Annotated in this window: 14 protein-coding genes; 7 read left to right on the plus strand and 7 right to left on the minus strand. The window is 53.6% G+C overall.

What is annotated here, in order from left to right:
• The first annotated feature begins 4 nt into the window (after positions 1-4).
• Positions 5-1,555 carry a YjjI family glycine radical enzyme gene (locus ACMHXI_RS05950; protein WP_413734338.1) on the plus strand — a complete coding sequence of 517 codons (1,551 nt, stop codon included), beginning with the start codon at positions 5-7 and terminating at the stop codon, positions 1,553-1,555.
• A gap of 11 nt (positions 1,556-1,566) precedes the next feature.
• Positions 1,567-2,637 carry a YjjW family glycine radical enzyme activase gene (locus ACMHXI_RS05955; RefSeq protein WP_413734340.1) on the plus strand — a complete coding sequence of 357 codons (1,071 nt, stop codon included), beginning with the start codon at positions 1,567-1,569 and terminating at the stop codon, positions 2,635-2,637.
• Here ACMHXI_RS05955 and ACMHXI_RS05960 read toward each other — a convergent pair.
• On the minus strand, positions 2,624-3,559 hold the full coding sequence (locus ACMHXI_RS05960; protein WP_335900830.1) for a LysR family transcriptional regulator: 936 nt from the start codon (positions 3,557-3,559) through the stop codon (positions 2,624-2,626). The two genes, ACMHXI_RS05955 and ACMHXI_RS05960, sit on opposite strands and share 14 nt — an antisense overlap.
• Before the next feature lie 120 nt (positions 3,560-3,679).
• Positions 3,680-4,993, minus strand: a complete 1,314-nt coding sequence (pssA, locus tag ACMHXI_RS05965; protein ID WP_145838633.1) for a CDP-diacylglycerol--serine O-phosphatidyltransferase — start codon at positions 4,991-4,993, stop codon at positions 3,680-3,682.
• A gap of 349 nt (positions 4,994-5,342) precedes the next feature.
• On the opposite strand from pssA, the gene ACMHXI_RS05970 reads away from it, so the two are divergent.
• Together ACMHXI_RS05970 and dacB are read left to right on the plus strand one after the other, a co-directional pair.
• The gene (locus ACMHXI_RS05970; protein ID WP_093982798.1) at positions 5,343-5,507 is read left to right on the plus strand and encodes a hypothetical protein; all 165 of its coding nucleotides are present in this window, start codon (positions 5,343-5,345) and stop codon (positions 5,505-5,507) included.
• Between the two features lie 51 nt (positions 5,508-5,558).
• Positions 5,559-7,097: a D-alanyl-D-alanine carboxypeptidase/D-alanyl-D-alanine-endopeptidase gene (gene dacB / locus ACMHXI_RS05975; protein ID WP_413734343.1), complete on the plus strand. Its 1,539-nt coding sequence runs from the start codon at positions 5,559-5,561 to the stop codon at positions 7,095-7,097.
• A gap of 104 nt (positions 7,098-7,201) precedes the next feature.
• On the opposite strand, the gene ACMHXI_RS05980 is transcribed toward dacB, so the two are convergent.
• The 3 genes from ACMHXI_RS05980 to ACMHXI_RS05990 all read right to left on the minus strand — a co-directional run bounded on the left by ACMHXI_RS05980 (position 7,202) and on the right by ACMHXI_RS05990 (position 12,825).
• Positions 7,202-8,971: an acyl-CoA dehydrogenase family protein gene (locus ACMHXI_RS05980; RefSeq protein ID WP_345887346.1), complete on the minus strand. Its 1,770-nt coding sequence runs from the start codon at positions 8,969-8,971 to the stop codon at positions 7,202-7,204.
• A gap of 224 nt (positions 8,972-9,195) precedes the next feature.
• A complete protein-coding gene (locus ACMHXI_RS05985; protein WP_413734345.1) occupies positions 9,196-11,241 on the minus strand; it encodes a prolyl oligopeptidase family serine peptidase in 2,046 nt (681 codons plus the stop codon).
• Between the two features lie 66 nt (positions 11,242-11,307).
• The gene (locus ACMHXI_RS05990; RefSeq protein WP_101058746.1) at positions 11,308-12,825 is read right to left on the minus strand and encodes a fumarate hydratase; all 1,518 of its coding nucleotides are present in this window, start codon (positions 12,823-12,825) and stop codon (positions 11,308-11,310) included.
• 255 nt (positions 12,826-13,080) lie between these two features.
• Here ACMHXI_RS05990 and pabB point away from each other — a divergent pair, with 255 nt between their 5' ends.
• The gene (gene pabB, locus ACMHXI_RS05995) at positions 13,081-14,484 is read left to right on the plus strand and encodes an aminodeoxychorismate synthase component 1 (RefSeq protein ID WP_101058745.1); all 1,404 of its coding nucleotides are present in this window, start codon (positions 13,081-13,083) and stop codon (positions 14,482-14,484) included.
• Between the two features lie 102 nt (positions 14,485-14,586).
• Positions 14,587-15,156, plus strand: coding sequence for a CoA pyrophosphatase (locus ACMHXI_RS06000; protein ID WP_093982792.1), 570 nt, complete (start codon positions 14,587-14,589; stop codon positions 15,154-15,156).
• Positions 15,157-15,173: 17 nt separating this feature from the next.
• Here the strand turns inward: ACMHXI_RS06000 and ACMHXI_RS06005 are convergent, their stop codons facing one another.
• Complete coding sequence (locus tag ACMHXI_RS06005) at positions 15,174-15,509, minus strand: hypothetical protein (RefSeq protein WP_025010305.1); 336 nt, start codon at positions 15,507-15,509, stop codon at positions 15,174-15,176.
• A gap of 201 nt (positions 15,510-15,710) precedes the next feature.
• On the opposite strand from ACMHXI_RS06005, the gene asnS reads away from it, so the two are divergent.
• On the plus strand, positions 15,711-17,111 hold the full coding sequence (asnS, locus tag ACMHXI_RS06010; protein ID WP_025010304.1) for an asparagine--tRNA ligase: 1,401 nt from the start codon (positions 15,711-15,713) through the stop codon (positions 17,109-17,111).
• A 40-nt stretch (positions 17,112-17,151) separates the two neighbouring features.
• On the opposite strand, the gene ACMHXI_RS06015 is transcribed toward asnS, so the two are convergent.
• On the minus strand, positions 17,152-17,694 hold a 543-nt coding region (locus tag ACMHXI_RS06015), incomplete at its 5' end, for a transposase (RefSeq protein WP_413734348.1).

Below are 17,694 nucleotides of genomic sequence, written 5' to 3' on the forward strand. Positions count from 1 at the left end.
CACTATGGACAATCAATTTCTCAGTCTTATTACCGATCCCTTGCTTGACCCCAAGCAAAAGACCCTGGCGCTGGCCGGTGCCGCCGATGCCAGTATTCCCTATCTGCCTCGCAGTGAAGCACTGACCCAAGCCATGGATAAAGGCATTATCTGCGATATGTTTGAGGGTCATGCCCCGTTCAAACCCAGATATGTTTTGCCCGATTACCAACGTTTTCTAGAGCAAGGCTCCGAGTACCTGGAGTTGACACCGGCCGAAGATCTGGATGATGCCCTGATGAAGCTGATGGTGCTGTATCACCATGTACCGTCAGTCACCAATATCCCTGTGTTTCTTGGCTATCTCGATAGTTTATTGTTGCCTTACTGCCAGAACGTCAGTGATGACGCCTTGTATCAGAAACTGAAACGCTTCTGGATCCAGTTGGATCGCACCCTGCCGGACGCCTTTATGCATGCCAACATAGGCCCAGAGGACAACCGTGTCTGCCGCACTATTTTGCGCATTGATGCCGAGCTCAAGCAGGTGGCTCCCAATCTAACCTTTATGTATGACCCCAAGCGCACCCCCAAAGCGCTGCTGCGACTGGCGACAGACAATATCATTGCCTGCAGTAAACCTCACATCGGCAACTGGCCGATACATGCCCAAACCTTTGCCTGTGCTCCCGGTGAGGCGCCAAATCAAACGTTCGGCATTGTCAGCTGTTATAACGCGCTCCCCACCCGAGGCGGGGCCAATACGCTGGTCAGACTTAACCTCAAAGCCGTCGCCGAAGAAGCCGGTACCCTGGAGGAAATGCTCGAGCGCACCCTGCCCCATTACTGCAACCTGATGTATGAACTGATTGAGCTGCGCTGTGAGTTTTTACACCGCCGGTCCCATTTCTTCGACTCATTCCTGGTAAAAGAAGGCCTCATTGACGAATCCCGCTTTGCACCCATGTTCGGCGTCTATGCCATGGCCGAAGCCGTCAATCATCTGCAGCAGTTGGCAGGTATGAGGGGCGAATATGGTCACAGTGAGCAGGCCAATGCGCTCGGTTTAGCCATTAGCCGCGCGCTCAGTGATAGAGTGACCACGACCCAAGTCAGTTTCGGCTTTAATGGCCGCGCCTTACTTCATGCCCAGGGGGGGCTTTCCATCGACAAAGGCACCACTCCGGGCGCCAGAATCGCCTATGGCCACGAGCCGGATCCTGTCACTCATGTGTTAGCGCTGGCGCCTCAACACGCTTTCTATTCTTCCGGGATCAGCGAGATCCTGACTCTGGATGAAACCATCAAGGCCAATCCTGAAGCCCTGCTTGAGCTGTGTATCGGCGCGCTGGATGCCGGCTTTCGTGAATTTACCGCCAATACCGCCGATACCGATCTGGTGCGCATCACGGGTTATATGGTGAAAAAGTCGCAGATCGCCAGTTACCGGCAACAAGGCTCACGTACCAACACCACCTTCCTGGGCACAGAGGCCAGTGAAACCACGGCCGTGACCCAAAGGGCACCGCGGGTAGTGAGCGCCGAGTTCCATGCCGCCGGCAAGTCCGCGGTATAAGGGCGTAAGCTATGAAGAGTGCAGCCCCGGGAGGGTTTGACAACCCGTATAATCATTCTGAGCTTAATCGCTATAAGCTGAATGGGTGTGAGTCGAATAGCCGTGAGTTAAGTAGCGACGATACCGATGCTTCGGCATTGGCTATGGGCTCCGAGATTGCCAGTGCCGAAGTCGCCAGGGTGCTGCCCTTCTCGACCGTAGATGGCCCGGGCAATCGCATGGTGTTTTTCCTTCAGGGTTGCAATTTTCGCTGCCCGGGTTGCCATAATCCGGAAACCATCACTCTGTGTGACGCCTGCCGAGAGTGTATTGCGCACTGCCCGGCAGGCGCCTTGAGCCTTAAAGCCACTACGGCTGACACTCAAGCAGCTCCCAATAGCAAGGCGTTTCTCAGACTTGCCTGGGATAGTACAAGCTGCATCGGCTGCGACACCTGTCTCGATGTTTGCCCTTCGAGCAGCCAGCCCAAAACCCAACGCCTGTCAGTCGGAAAAGCGTTGGCGCTGATTAAAAGACAGAAAGCTTTTATCCGCGGTATCACCTTGAGTGGCGGAGAAGCCAGCTTGCAACTGAAGTTCGTCAGTAACCTGTTTAAGGCCATTAAACAAAGCCCAGAGCTCAAACACCTGACTTGCCTTTTGGATACCAATGGCAGCCTGGGAGAAAGTGGTTGGCAACGTCTGCTCCCTTGGCTTGATGGCGCCATGGTTGATCTGAAAGCCTGGGATGAGCCGGCTCACCGACGACTGACAGGCCGTGGCAACATCAAGGTCAAGCAGAGCCTGCAACTGCTAGCCGAAGCAGGGAAACTGGCAGAAGTCAGGCTACTGGAAGTACCCGGAAAGAGTGATTATTGGCAGCACTTTGACGCCCTGGCGTCGTTTTTGCTGGACTTGCAACGCCGGCAAGCGCTGAAGGGTGAGCCGATGCGGCTACGCCTAAACGGTTACAATCATCATGGTGTCAAAGGTGAGGCCTTGCGCTGGCCCAAGGCGAGCCAACAGCAGATTAATGATCTGGCCAAGGCGCTCAGCCGTGCCGGCATAGCCAATATCAGTCTGCCACCGGTTAACCTTGGCTGATGGACTGCTTAAAGCCACTGAGCAGGGTCGCTTTTAGCCATTGCAGCGCCGGATCCCGACTGCCACTTTGATGATGCACCATGCTATAGCCCACCTTGCCATAGGCAAAGGGCAATGGCTTAACCACCATGCCGCTTGCCTGCGCCGCCATTGAAGCCCACAGCGCCGAGCAGGTAAACAGCAAGTCCGAGTGACGACAGATACTGGCGGCGGCGCCGAAGTCGGCGACTTCCATCGCCAGATTCCGCCTGCGGCTCAATTGTGCCAATGATTGCTCGAAAAAGGGTTGCTGCAGATCGGCATCCAAAATGCCCACATGGGCGAAGCTCAGATAGGCATCCAGCGTCAGCTCTTTTGCCGCCAGCGGGTGCTCGGCTCGCATCAGACAACACATCTCGTCCTCTGCCAATCGCTCCCAAATCAGTTCGTTGCGACCAGTTGGCGGCTGTCCCAAATCGTGAGGCAGAACCAGCAAGTCCACCCGTCCTTCACACAGGGACTGAAAACCCGTGCTCTCTTTGGCATGCACCGCCAGTGTCATTTCCGGCGCCTGCTGCTGCACGCTGGCGATAGCGCTCGCAAGCAGTTCGAAGCTGCTTTCCCTCAGCGCCAAATTCATCCGTCCTTGAAATCTTTCCGGGCGAAAGCCCTCTTCGGTAAACAGGTTGTCCATCTCTCTGAGCATGGCGCTGATAACCGGCCCGAGTCGTTTGGCCTTGGCAGTCGGCAACAGCTGGTTACCCTGACGGTAGAAGAGCTCATCGTCGAGGCAATCCCTGAGCTGGGAGAGTATTTTGCTGACCGCCGAAGGGCTCAAACACAGACGCGTGGCCGCCTGGGTGACGCTTTGCTCTTCCAGCAGTTGCCTGAGCACCAGAAGATGACGGAAATTGATGCGGGATAAGCGGACGATATCACTCATTCTGGCTATGTTTAACCTTGGCTGGATTTAACCTTGACTGAATAAGCCAAGGTTAAACCATAACGGGATGAAGTTCTGCAATCATGCTCTCATTCGGTCAAGCGCTTGGGGAAAGCGCTATCAGAGAATACGCCGCAGCAGAAAGTCGGCCTTGAGCCTGCGAATGCGGTTCATGATTTTCTTTACCGGCTTGGGGTAACTCTGCAAGGTATCTATCTGGCTGTAATGATACAAACGCTGGCTGTGCAGCAGCAGATGTTGTTGCTCTTTGACAAAAGACTCGGCCAGCTCTTGTTTGTCATCATGCAGCAGCAAACCATTTTCCAGATCCAGGGCCCAGGCCCGAGGATTGAGATTGCTGCCGGTGAGCAGGTGTTTGCGACCATCCATGCTCACCCCTTTGAGGTGATAGCTGTTGTTGTCATGCTTCCACAGATGGATATTGAGTAGCCCCTGATCCACCGCCCACTGCTGGCGTTTGACAAACTTGCGCAGCGACTGCTCATAGAGATACGGCAAGGCACCTATGGTGGAAAAATCCTGTTCCGGTGGGATATAAAAGTCATTGGCCGTCTTGTCACCCACCAGAATATCCAGGCGCTTTCCGTTGCGCAGGTGTTTAACCAGCGCCCGCACCAAAGCATAGGGCGGGTTAAAATAGGGCGTGCAAATAAAGAGTGATTCCTTGGACTCCTCCACCATGGCGAGTACCGCCTTGTTGAGCGGATTGCGCTTGCGTCCGAGCCCCAAAAGCGGCGTGACCCGCAATCCCTCTTCAACGCCCTTGAACTGATAGCTTGCCGCCGACAGTCGCTGTTTAAAGCTTCTGACATCAATTTTTTCAGGCAGCACTTCCTCTTCTTCCGGACAGCTCAGGCAACTGACCGCTTTGTCGCTCAAAATGGCACTGTCAATCATCTCTCGCATGCTGGCAGCCAGCTCGGTCGACTCCAGCACATGGTAGCGATCGAAACGGTATCTATCTTTCTGCTGCAGGTAGATATTATTGAGGCTGGCGCCGCTGTATATCACGGCATCATCGACAATAAAGCCCTTGAGGTGCAGTACTCCCATAAACTCGCGGGATTTCACCGGCACACCATAAATGTTGAAGCGCTGCTGTGCTTGCGCCATCACCTGACGGTACATCAGGTTGTTGCCGCCATCACCCTTGTGGCCGATAAGGCCGCGACGGGCACGGTGAAAATCCACCAACACCTTGATTTCGAGTTCGGGTCTGGCTGCCTTGGCCGCCAGCAGTTCGGCAAGTATTTCGCGTCCGGCCTCATCGTCTTCCAGATAGAGTGCCGCAATATAGATAGCCTCTTTGGCGCTACGGATCCGCTCAATCAAGGTCTGTTTGAAGTTACTTGGGGTCAGCAACCAGTGCAATGCATCCGGCGCTATGGCAATTCCACCCAGCTTATCCAGCAAGGTATCCTCCTGTCACTGTATGTTCCGGCAATCCACTCGCTCCCTGTGTTTCCCGGCAAGAATGTCCTTCCCCTGTATGGCGAGATCGACAAAGATCCGCTGCGGGGCGAATAAGGCAATAGAAATTACCCACTTGTCCCGGCCCGGGCAAGCCTTTTCTCGCCAACAGTCGCTATTGGTTCACGATTTCGGCGCTATTTAACCCAAAAAGCGCTCTCTATAATGCGGCTTGCACTCTTAAGCCGACCCAGATCACGCTTTTGTGATGGCAGCCCTGTTATCAGCGCATTAGCCTTATACACTAATATGCCCTTGAGCCTCTCACTTACTGAACTCAAACTGGACGACAATGAACAAACAATTCTGGTTCACTCTTATTGGTACCCTGCTCGCGGCCTGGGCCCTGTTTCACTTCAAAACCTATCTCGGCCCTTTGGTACTGCCACTGTTTATCGGTCTGGTGTTGATAGTCACATTGAAACTTTATTCGCTGATGGACAAGGACGACAGCTAAGGCCCTGCAGGTTATACTCTCAAAAGCATTCACGGAACCGGAGGCTTTTCCATGCCACAGCTGTCCTTGCAGGGCTTGGCACGTCCACTGTTATTATTGAGCGCCATGGCGCTGTCTTCCTCTTTGAAGGCCGATAATACCTCTCTCGATGATCTTTTAAATCTGATTACCCCGGCCTCATCGCAAACTGCCGTCTGGATAGAAGATTTGCAAAGCGGCGAGCAACTGCTGAGCCACAACAGTGAAACCCTGATGATCCCGGCCAGTACCCAAAAACTGCTGACCGCGGTAACAGCCACCGAGCTGCTGGGAGAAGAGTTTCGCTATCACACTAGTATTCTCAGTACCGGCTCGCCAAAAAGCGGCGTGCTTAAAGGCGATCTCTATTTGCTGTTCAGTGGCGATCCTACCTTAACGCGCCGGGATCTGACCGAGCTGTTCAAGCGTGTCTCTGAAGCCGGTATTAGCCAGGTCCAGGGCAATCTTATCTTGATAGGAGAAACCCATGAGCAGCTGCGAGCGCCCGGTTGGGTATGGGATGATTTGGGGATCTGCTACGCGGCGCCCGTCTCCAGCTATGTGATCAACCAAAACTGTGTCCATGGCAAACTCGAGCCCACACTCGCCTCGGACAAAGCCAAAATTTCCGCGCCGGTTTATCTGCCAGTCAAACTGACCACCAACGCCATCTTCGACAAGGGCCACAAGCAGGACTTTTGCGAACTGCAACTCGACCGATTACCCGGCAACCACTTTCATTTCAGTGGCTGTTTCCCGGGATCCCAGGTATTGCCGTTGGCGCTGGCGGTCAACGACCCCGGCCAATATGCCATCGACAGCGTCGCCGGCATTATCAAGGGCAAACTCAGTATCAAAGGCAAGATACTGACCTCCAATCAGCTACCGGCCAGCTCAAGGGTGGTGGCCAGTCATGCCTCGGATGCCCTGCCCGAGCTTTTGGAAACCATGCTGCTGGAATCTGACAACCTGATTGCCGACAGCCTGCTTAAACAGTTGGGTAAACACTATTATGGTGATGGCGCCAGTTTCAGTGCCGGTGCCAAGGCCATCAGGAAAGTGCTGGCGGAAAAAGGCGTAGTGTTGGAAAGAGCCCAACTGCTAGACGGCTCAGGGCTATCACGCTACAACCTGCTCAATGCCAGACAACTGGCGCAGTTGCTGCGATTGATTGCCGATACCCCGGATTACCAGTGGTTGATGCACAAGCTGCCGGTTTCCGGCCACAGCGGCACCTTGAAGTACCGCAAGCGCTACGCCAACAAACCGCTCAAAGGAAGAGTCTGGGCCAAGACAGGCAGTATGCAGGGTGTGGTGAATCTGGCCGGTTATGTTACCGATGACAGTGACAAGCAAGTGCCCAGATACCTGTTTGTGATACTGGAAAATGGTTTGAGCCCCCAGAGTAAGGAGCTTGAAGCCGCCCCCTTTGCCACACTTTTGCTGCAGGGGCTGACAGATTACCGTGCAAACAGCCGCGCAGAAAGCCAACTGGCGGCAAAAGAGCAAGACAAGCCCAAACCAACACAGCAGGACAAAGCGCAGACAGAGCTTAATGTCAGCGCCCGTTAGTGAGGCACCTTCAAAGCTCTTACCTCCATAAAACAGCAATAAAGCCATAAGAAAAGAGCCGCTTATCGCGGCTCTTTCAATTTAGCTTGAATACTTCTGCGTTCTCAGAACAGCTCGGGCGCAAGGGCCATCACACTGTCATCACCATCGGCCAGCTGACTCAGGTGGAAATCGGCTTTGGCCAACAACTTGGCAAAGTAGAACTCCTTCAGTTGGCTCTTGACCTCGGCAAAGCCCGGCTCGAGCGTATCGGTTGCAGCAAGTGCCTTATCTGCCATCAACAGCCACAGGTAACCGTAGAGTATGTAACCAAAGGCATCCAAGGCTTCAACCGCCAAGGCGTTAATGAGCGCAGGCTTATCGCCTTTTTGCTCGTTAATGGCGGCAATCGCGCTGGCAAACTTGTCGAAAAGGCTTTCAACGCGCTGTTTCTGCTCATTTGATACTTGTTCGAAGCTCGCCATATCGGCCTTGATATCGGCGATAAACTCATTCAGGGTCGCCAAGCGGTCACCTGTGAGCTTACGTCCCAAAAAGTCGATGGCCTGAATACCATTGGTGCCCTCATAAATCTGGGCGATACGGGTATCACGCACCAACTGTTCTATGCCTGTCTCACGAATATAGCCGTGACCACCGAATACCTGCTGCGCCATTATGGTGGCATCCAGACCGCGATCGGTCAGGAACGCCTTGGCGACAGGAGTCAGGAGGCCCACGTAACGACTGGCTTTGGCTTTAACCGCTTCATCTTCGGCAAACTTGGCCAGATCCAGCTGTTTACCTGTGAGCATGGCCAAGGCCCTACCCGCTTCTGTCATGGCGCGAATATTCAGCAACATGCGCCGCACGTCGCCGTGTACCAAAATAGGATCGGAATCGCTGCCGGTTGGTGAGCCGCCGGCAGCTACGCCCTGGAGGCGCTCTTTGGCATAGTCGGCCGCCATTTGATAAGCGCCCTGAGCACTGCCAAGACCCTGAATACCTATGGACAGGCGTTCATAGTTCATCATGGTGAACATGCACACCAGGCCACGGTTGGGCTCGCCGATAAGGTAACCCTCGGCATCATCAAAATTCATCACACAAGTCGCCGAGCCCTTGAGGCCCATCTTGTGCTCTATGGCACCGACGGTTACACCGTTGGCTTCGCCCAAACTGCCGTCATCGGCCACCTTGAACTTAGGTACCAGGAACAGCGAGATGCCTTTGCTACCGCTGATTTTGGCCAGCACCAGATGCACCAGGTTCTCGGTCAAGTCCTGATCGCCACCTGTGATGAAAATTTTTGAACCACTGATAAGGAAACTGCCGCTGTCGGTCGGTTCGGCGCGAGTGCGGATATTACGCAGATCCGAACCTGCCTGTGGCTCTGTCATATCCATGGCGCCGGCCCATTCGCCTGAGTAGAGTTTAGGCAAATATTTGGCCTTGAGCTCCTCACTGCCGTGGGCATGAATACACAGTGCAGCACCTGCGGTCAGTGCGCTGTAAAGTGTAAAGGCGTTACAGGCGCTGTAACCCATTTCATCGACCATGACACCGAGCATTTTCGGCATCCCCATTCCCCCCAGCTCAGGATCGCCGCACAGCCCTACCCAACCACCGGCGGCAAACTCGGCATAGGCCTCTTTATAGCCATCGGGTGTGATCACCTTGGCAGCCTCGAAACTTACTCCTTGTTCATCACCATTGCGGTTTATAGGATGGATAAGGTCGCGACACAGTTTGGCGCCTTCTTCGAGGATGGCAGCGGCAGTATCGAGATCGACCGCATCGGCCATCGCAGGCAATGAAGACCAGGTTTGTTCGGCATCAAAGACGTGCTCAAGCAAAAAGCGCATATCGGTTAACGGAGCTTGGTAGGGATTCATCAGCAGACTCTTTAAACGTTAGATTTAAACACTTGTTTCAATCTAACCCAGATGTCACCGCAATACAATGCGCCAAAGGTAGAATTAGCAAGACAGCGACCACAAAAAACGCCTACCGCCAGCCCATTTACGAGTGGGACTCTTCGGCTGCAAAACACCTTTATTCAAGCCATGAAAAAACCGGCCATCAGGCCGGTTTTGTTGACTAAACGCTCTCGCCGCCTTTATTTGGTCCAGCGGTCCATCCAGCCCAGTACCTTGGCGTACCACTGCTCAAGGTTATTGGGGTTGAGGATCCAGTGGTTCTCGTCCGGATAGATCAGCAACTCCGAAGGGATATTGTTGCGCTGCATATAGCTGAACGCCGCCAAACCCTGACCGTAAGGTACCCGGAAGTCTTTCTCGCCGTGGATCACCAGCATAGGAGTCCTCCAGTTTTCCACATAGTTAGCCGGATTGAACTTCTCATAAAGATCCTTGGCCTGCTCATAGCTGCCGCCAAACTCATGCTCAGGGAACCAGAGTTCCTCGGTCACATGATACATGGAGCGCATATCAAACAAGCCGGCGTGGTTAACCAGGCATTTGAAACCGTCATTCCAGTTGCCCTGGATCCAGTTCATCATGTAACCGCCGTAGGAGCCACCGAGAGCACAGGCGTTATCGGCATCGATCCACTTCTGCTGTTTGGCAACCGCAGCCAGACCTTTTTGCAAATCTTCCAAAGGCTTACCGCCCCAGTCCAGGCTGATGGAATCGGTAAAAGCCTGACCATAGCCGGTAGAGCCGTGGAAATCCACCATCACCACCGCATATCCGGCACCGGCCCACAGCTGTGGATTCCAGCGGAAGCTGAAACTGTTGCCGAATGAACCTTGTGGGCCGCCATGTACCAGGAAGGCCACCGGATACTGCTTGCCTTTCTTGAAGTTGGCCGGCTTGAGCCAGTAACCATAAACCTCTTCGTTGTTCCAGCCCTTGAAGCTGAACTGTTCGAACTCACCGAACTTGACCTTGTCCAGCTTGGCCTTGTTGACTTCAGTCAAACGGGTCAGGTTTTGCCCTTCCATGTTGATGGAGTAGAGATCGCCCGGTTCCACCAAAGACTTATGATTGATGATCAAACGATCGCCCGCCAGACCCACCAGGCTGTTGCTGCCATCGTTGTAGATGGCGCGCACATCACCAAACTGGGTGTTGATGGCAAATACAGACACCTGCCCCAGATCCTGAGCGGTCACATACAGGGTGTTGTTATCTTTACCAAAGCTCAGCGAGGCCGGGCTTCTGTCCCACATGGGCGCCACTTCCTTGCTCTGACCCGTGACTGTGTCTTTGAGCATGATGCGGTATCTGTCGGCCTCGAATCCGGGCTTTTTCATCGCCAGATAGGCCAGATAGCGGCCATCGGCGGAAAACACCGGCTGAGCATCCCAGGCCTGGTTATCTTCGGTGAGATTCTTGGCCTTGCCACCTGTGACCGGCACCTGCCAGAGATCGTAGTTGGTGGTCCAGGCCTGATCTTTACTCGGTGCCTTGGCACTGTAGACAATATATTTGCCATCCGGGCTGAATGTCACCTCTTCCATGCCGGAAAATGGCTTGGGTGGGGTTTCGGTATCCAGGCCCTTGGTCACATCCACCGGCTTACCCAGCTTGCCGTTTTCAAGCTGCGCCACAAACAGGTGATTACGGGCATGGTCAGACCAGGTGTCCCAGTGACGCACCATCAACTGATCGTATTCACGACCTGTACTCTTGCGCTCGGCTTCTTTATCAAACTTGGCTTTTGAACATTCCAGGGTGTCGCACTCGGGAAAAACACGAATGCTCATCACCACCTGCTTGCCATCGGCCGATAATTTGTAGCCGTCGATCCCCAGAGGCAAATCAGATACGGCCTGGGCTTCACCACCATCCAGCGGCAAGCGATACAGTTGGCTGCTGCCATCACGGGCGGCAATAAAATAGACTTGCTTGTCGTCGCTGCTGAAGGCCACATCGTGCTCGGTACCCGGTGCAGAAGTCAGCTGTTTGGGCGCCGCGTTCTTGTCACTGAGATCCAAAAGATAGAGATCTGAGCTGCTGCCATCGTCGGTGACCTTCTTCAGGCCGTAGATAAGCTTGGTGCCGTCATTGGATACAGCGGCAGAATGGAGTTTGTTGAGCTTGACCAGATCCTGGACAGTAAAAGGTGCCTTATCGGCAGCCAGCGCCGGCAGAGCCAGACCTGCGGCGAGCAGCGCCATCAATAGTGGGTTGGTTTTCATTATAAATCTTCTTATTGGTTGTTGATTGCAATGCAAAAGGGGCCAACAGGCCCCTCAAGGTTCAGCTTAAGCCTTGGCGTTCTGGATATTCACCTTCCAGATCGCCGGGCCGGTTTCGTGCGCATTCACCCCGTTGGAGTCAACCGCTACAGTAACAGGCATATCCTTGACGTCAAACTCATAGATGGCTTCCATCCCGAGATCTTCAAACGCCACCACACGGGATTGTTTAATCGCCTTGGACACCAGATAAGCTGCGCCGCCGACGGCCATCAAATATACCGCCTTGTGCTTGCGGATAGATTCGACTGTGGCCGGACCACGTTCTGCCTTGCCTATCATGCCCATCAGACCCGTCTTATCCAGCATAAGATCGGTAAACTTATCCATACGGGTAGCGGTTGTCGGGCCGGCCGGGCCAACCACTTCATCACCTACCGGGTCGACTGGACCTACGTAATAGATGAATTTACCAGTGAAATCAACTCCTTCAGGCAAGCCTTCACCGCTTTCAATCAGGCTCTGGATCCGTTTGTGAGCCGCATCACGGCCGGTGAGCATCTTACCCGAGAGCAGCAGAGTATCGCCGCTGTTCCAGCTTTCAATCTCTTCCTGGGTAACGGTATCGAGATTAACCCGGCGCACGCTCTCACCCACTTCCCAGGTGATTTCCGGCCAGTCATCAAGGCTTGGCGGAGTCAACTCGGCTGGGCCGCTGCCATCAAGATGGAAATGCACATGGCGGGTAGCGGCGCAGTTGGGGATCATCACCACAGGCTTGGAGGCGGCGTGGGTGGGTGCTGTTTTGATTTTAACGTCCAGTACAGTAGTCAAACCGCCCAGGCCCTGGGCACCAATGCCTAAGTTGTTGGCGCGCTCGAAGATATCCAAACGCAGCTTCTCTTCCGTGGTTTCGGCGCCGCGTTCCATCAACTCGTGAATATCCACGCTCTCCATCAAGGCTTCCTTGGCAAGCACTGCGGCTTTCTCGGCGGTGCCGCCAATACCTATTCCCAGCATACCCGGTGGACACCAGCCGGCGCCCATGGTTGGCAGTGTCTTCTCAACCCAGGTGGCGATATCGTCAGATGGATTGAGCATCACCATCTTGGCCTTGTTTTCACTGCCGCCACCCTTGGCGGCAATGGCCACTTCGATATGATCGCCGGGAACCATCTGAATATGCACCACGGAAGGTGTGTTATCGCGGGTATTCTTGCGACTGCCGGCCGGGTCGGCCACTATTGAGGCACGCAGCGGGTTATCAGGATTGGTATAAGCGCGGCGCACGCCTTCATCCACCATCTGCTGCACTGTCATATCAGTCTTGTCCCACTGCACGCCCATCCCCAGATAGACATAACAGGTCACAATGCCGGTATCCTGACACAGGGGTCTGTGTCCTTCGGCAGACATACGCGAGTTGATCAAAATCTGGGCAATTGCATCCTTGGCAGCCTGGCTCTGCTCACGCTCATAGGCGGCGGCCATGGCGTCGATAAAATCTTTGGGATGGTAATAGGAGATATATTGCAGGGCATCACTGATGCTGTCGATAAAGTCAGCTTGCTTGATTACAGACATGTTTGGCGCTCCATTAGCCTAAGGATCCGCCCCTTCAGCTCAGGATCAACGCTCAACAGAGATTCAAGCCAAAGCCTTGAATTTCAGGCTCCGCTTGTCGGTTTTGCGACACAAAAATGCTCAAAACGACAGCAAAGCCGTGATACAACGCGTTTTCACCAAGGGCCAGGGGTGGTTTTATTAGTTTTTTGTGGCCGTTATGATACTCTTTCGTTCCTTTTTGGGCTACATCACATTTTCAGATAGGGTCGTTCGATGTACCAGCAGGCTATTTGCCCTCCCGCCATTCGCGTTCTTGACTGGCAACTCTCAACCTTAGAGCTGTTTTCCCACTTCAGCGGTGAGCCTTGGGCCATGCTGCTGGATTCGGCCGATGCCCAGCACAATGACGCCAGATACGACATCATAGTTGCCGAGCCAATAGCCAGACTGGTGACCATGGCTGAAACCACCCAAATCTCTGAGGCGAGCGGCGTACGATGCTCAAGTGACGATCCTTTTGCCTTGCTGCAACAACTGCTGCAACAGTATTTTCCCAATGCCATGCAGGTCAATCTGCCTTTCAGCGGCGGCGCGGTGGGCGCCTTCAGCTACGATCTTGGCCGCAGACTGGAAAAACTGCCAAAACTGGCCGCAGCCGATATCGCTCTGCCGGAGATGAATGTCGGTCTTTATGACTGGGCCCTTATTCGCGATAAGCAATTAGAGTGCTGGCAATTGGTGCACTACCGCGGCGAAAAGGCGCTGACAGCAACCCTGTCGTGGCTGACGTCCAAAGTCACAAACAGCCCCAATAAGCACCTCGACCAGAAAGCGTTCCGACTCAGCGGTGAGTGGCGCTCGCAGCTCAGCCGCGAGCAATATGGCGACAAGTTTGCCCAAGTGCAGCAATATCTTCACAGCGGCGATTGTTATCAGATCAATCTGACCCAAAGATTCCAGGCCGACTATCAGGGTGATGAGTGGCAAGCCTATCGTAAGCTCAGACAAGCCAACGGCGCGCCCTTTTCTGCCTTTATCCGCCTGGAGCACAACTGCATCCTGTCCATCTCACCCGAGCGTTTTATTGCCCTGGATTCCAATCGCCATATTGAAACCAAGCCCATCAAGGGCACCCTGCCCCGAAGTGCCGATGAACAGCAAGACAGGGAACTTGCCAAACAGCTGGCTGGGTCGGAAAAAGACAGAGCCGAAAACCTGATGATAGTGGACTTGCTGCGCAACGATATTGGTAAGGTTGCCAGCCCCGGCAGTGTGGCCGTGCCGCATCTATTTGCCATAGAAAGCTTTCCGGCGGTGCACCATCTGGTCAGCACAGTAACCGCCGAACTGGCACCGGGTTATCAGGCCACAGACTTGCTGCGGGCCGCCTTCCCCGGCGGCTCTATCACAGGCGCGCCCAAGATCCGCGCCATGGAAATTATCGAAGAGCTGGAACCCAGTCGCCGCTCACTCTACTGCGGCGCCATCGGGTATCTGAGCCAGGATGGTAAAATGGACAGCAGCATCACCATTCGAACCCTGGTTGCCGATTCCGGGCAGCTCTATTGCTGGGCCGGCGGCGGCATAGTGGCCGACTCGGACGTGGATGCCGAATACCAGGAAACCTATGATAAAGTGAGTCGAATACTGCCGCTATTAGCCCCGGAGCAAGACTAGCTTAGCCTGATACTTGTTATTCAAGCTGGTTGATAGTTCTTTGCGAAGACAGGGCAATAATGGCTTGGGTTATTGATTACTTCAATCGACTTCAAGGACGCTATGGATAAAGACGAGCTGTTAACCCGTTTTCAACTCAGAGCCCTGAGTCGATACCATTCGAGTCCTTTGACCCCGGCCAAACTCAGGGCCGCCGCAGTACTTATCGCACTGGAGCCGGGTGTGCAGGGACCGGAGCTTATCCTGACCCAGAGGCCGAAGCATCTCAAGGCTCATCCCGGCCAGGTGAGCTTTCCCGGCGGCAAACCGGAAGCCGAAGATCAGAACCTCATCATGACAGCCCTCAGAGAGGCCGAAGAAGAGATAGGTTTGGCACCGGACAATGTCGAAATCATAGGTCAGCTTCCCAATCATCCCACCTTTACCGGCTTTGAGATCACCCCTGTACTTGGCTGGGTAAAGTCACCCTTTGAGGCCAAAATTGACCCGGCCGAAGTGCAGGAGCTGTTTCGGGTGCCGCTGGCGTTTTTACTCGAAGAGGAAAATCGTCACACGGCAATGTTCGAGCGCCGCGGTCATTTCTATCCAGTCACCTTTATTCCCTATCGCAGGCACTTTATCTGGGGCGCCACAGCGGCGATTATCGATATGCTCTGTCGACAACTGCGCTGACAACACAACATGAAGGCTTAGATAAAGAAACGCAGATACAAGCCGGCGGCGGTGGATGAGAGCAGCAACAGTGGAATATTGAACCAGTAACCCAAACGGCTGTGATGGGCCACATACCAGTTAAAAGCCAGACTGAGGAAACTGATGGCGGCGCAAGCCCAGATGATGTATTCCAATAGCATGGTTTGCTGAGGGTCCCAGTACAAACGCACCGGCGCCCCTTTGCTGAAGAAGTAGCCTACGGCCCTGTCCGGCCTCGCCTTATCGAATACCAGCAGGGCATAAATTGCCAGTGACCAGCCTATAATCGATAGGCTTGCCAACAGATATTGAAAGATTTTCACCTTCTTCATCCGAACTCCTTCCGTCTGAAGGGGGATATTACCCCCAGAATACCTTTTTCAGCTTGAGAAAAGCCACCAGCAAGGTAATATAAACCTCCAAATTTTTTCCTGTGTCATCAATATAGTCAGGGATTTGCCTGATTTCTGCTCTCGAACTATTTTCGGGGCCGAGTTGAAGCATAAAACGTTTCATTGGAGAACTAAGCAATAATGAGCATTGCATCTGTCGCATCTGTATTTAAAGGTGAGCATGCGGTCGGTTCACAGGTCACTGTACGTGGCTGGGTTAGAACCCGTCGTGATTCCAAGGCCGGCATCTCGTTTCTTGCCGTCTATGATGGTTCCTGTTTCGATCCTATCCAGGGCGTGGTGCCAAATAGCTTACCCAATTACAATGACGAAGTGCTGAAGCTCACTGCCGGCTGCTCCGTGATTGTCACAGGTGAAGTGGTTGAAAGCCCAGGCTCAGGCCAGGACTTTGAACTGCAAGTGACCCAAGTGGAAGTCACTGGCTGGGTTGAAGATCCTGATACCTACCCTATGGCCGCCAAGCGTCACTCGGTTGAACACCTGAGGGAACTGGCGCATCTGCGTCCACGTACCAACATCATTGGTGCAGTTGCCCGGGTACGTAACTGCCTGTCACAGGCGATTCACCGTTTCTATCACGAAAATGGCTTTATCTGGGTCTCTACCCCACTGATCACCGCCTCAGACTGTGAAGGCGCCGGTGAAATGTTCCGGGTATCGACGCTGGACATGGAAAACCTGCCACGCACTGCCGATGGCAAGGTGAACTATGACGAAGACTTCTTCGGCAAAGAGGCGTTTCTGACCGTATCCGGCCAACTCAACGGCGAAACCTACGCCTGTGCCCTGTCAAAGATTTACACCTTTGGCCCTACTTTCCGCGCCGAAAACTCCAACACCAGCCGTCATCTGGCTGAGTTCTGGATGGTTGAGCCGGAAGTGGCCTTTGCCGATCTGAACGACATTGCCGGTCTGGCCGAAGCCATGCTCAAGTACGCCTTCAAGGCGGTGCTGGAAGAGCGGATGGACGACCTGCAGTTCTTTGCCCAGCGCGTCGATAAAGGCGTGATTGAGCGTCTGGAGAACTTTGTCAGCAGTGACTTTGCCCAGGTGGATTACACAGATGCCGTTGAGATCCTCAAAAACTGCGGTAAGCAGTTTGAGTACGATGTCGAGTGGGGCATAGATCTGCAATCCGAGCATGAGCGTTATCTGGCCGAAGAGCACTTCAAGGCTCCTGTGGTAGTGAAGAACTATCCAAAAGATATCAAGGCCTTCTATATGCGTCTCAACGAAGATGGCAAGACAGTGGCGGCGATGGACGTATTGGCCCCCGGTATAGGTGAAATTATCGGTGGTTCACAGCGTGAAGAGCGCCTGGATGTACTGGATATGCGCCTGGCCGAGATGAACCTCAACAAGGAAGATTACTGGTGGTATAGAGATCTGCGCCGTTATGGCACTGTGCCTCACTCAGGTTTCGGTCTGGGCTTCGAGCGTCTGGTGTCTTATGTTACCGGTGTTTCCAACATCCGCGATGTGATCCCCTTCCCTCGCGCCCCAAGAAGCGCCAACTTCTAACGAACTCTTATCCAAAAAACGCGCTTCAGGGTAATGCCGTTCACTTAGTGTGAACGGCATTTTTCTTAGGCTTAATGGGATACTTGTTTTTACTCATTTTTAACGCACGTGGATAGGCTCTATCCCGTTTCCCATCAAGCTTGAACTGCCTCGCGTTACGCACTATATCCAAGACCTCTCTCGGAACATTCCCAGGCATTTGAGATGACAGCTGAGTCAGTTTAAAAATGATATAACTCGATGCATCTCTAAAGCTTAATTGGTTCGGATGTAACGACGGTAAGCTCTTAGCCATCAACACCATCTTGTATCTGATGAGGTTATAGGCCAATAGTACCCCCCACAATTCTTGGATAACCAGCTCTGGCAATTGACTGCGTAACGTAAAGCGACTCTCCAGAAGATGCTGCTTCATCTCCCGATAGCCCACTTCTATCTCCCATCGATGGGCATATAAATCCGCTATCTCTGCCCCCGGATAACGCAATGGGTCTGTTAATGAGGTCAAAATGGAAACCGACTTACCTTTTATCGTCTTTGTCAGTAAGCGAGCTTCAATATTGTCAGGTAGCATAGGCCACTT

The organism is Shewanella sp. BJSY2023SW005 (assembly GCF_047314585.1).
In the GTDB taxonomy this organism is placed as follows: domain Bacteria; phylum Pseudomonadota; class Gammaproteobacteria; order Enterobacterales; family Shewanellaceae; genus Shewanella; species Shewanella algae.

What these genes read in the sequence shown, in the direction of transcription:
- ACMHXI_RS06000 (WP_093982792.1), top strand. Translation starts at nt 14,587, where the DNA reads ATGGATAAAGACGAGCTGTTAACCCGTTTTCAACTCAGAGCCCTGAGT.
- ACMHXI_RS05970 (WP_093982798.1), top strand. Translation starts at nt 5,343, where the DNA reads ATGAACAAACAATTCTGGTTCACTCTTATTGGTACCCTGCTCGCGGCC.
- pabB (WP_101058745.1), top strand. Translation starts at nt 13,081, where the DNA reads ATGTACCAGCAGGCTATTTGCCCTCCCGCCATTCGCGTTCTTGACTGG.
- ACMHXI_RS05960 (WP_335900830.1), bottom strand. Translation starts at nt 3,559, where the DNA reads ATGAGTGATATCGTCCGCTTATCCCGCATCAATTTCCGTCATCTTCTG.
- asnS (WP_025010304.1), top strand. Translation starts at nt 15,711, where the DNA reads ATGAGCATTGCATCTGTCGCATCTGTATTTAAAGGTGAGCATGCGGTC.
- ACMHXI_RS05985 (WP_413734345.1), bottom strand. Translation starts at nt 11,241, where the DNA reads ATGAAAACCAACCCACTATTGATGGCGCTGCTCGCCGCAGGTCTGGCT.
- ACMHXI_RS05955 (WP_413734340.1), top strand. Translation starts at nt 1,567, where the DNA reads ATGAAGAGTGCAGCCCCGGGAGGGTTTGACAACCCGTATAATCATTCT.
- dacB (WP_413734343.1), top strand. Translation starts at nt 5,559, where the DNA reads ATGCCACAGCTGTCCTTGCAGGGCTTGGCACGTCCACTGTTATTATTG.
- ACMHXI_RS05990 (WP_101058746.1), bottom strand. Translation starts at nt 12,825, where the DNA reads ATGTCTGTAATCAAGCAAGCTGACTTTATCGACAGCATCAGTGATGCC.
- ACMHXI_RS05950 (WP_413734338.1), top strand. Translation starts at nt 5, where the DNA reads ATGGACAATCAATTTCTCAGTCTTATTACCGATCCCTTGCTTGACCCC.
- ACMHXI_RS06005 (WP_025010305.1), bottom strand. Translation starts at nt 15,509, where the DNA reads ATGAAGAAGGTGAAAATCTTTCAATATCTGTTGGCAAGCCTATCGATT.
- ACMHXI_RS05980 (WP_345887346.1), bottom strand. Translation starts at nt 8,971, where the DNA reads ATGAATCCCTACCAAGCTCCGTTAACCGATATGCGCTTTTTGCTTGAG.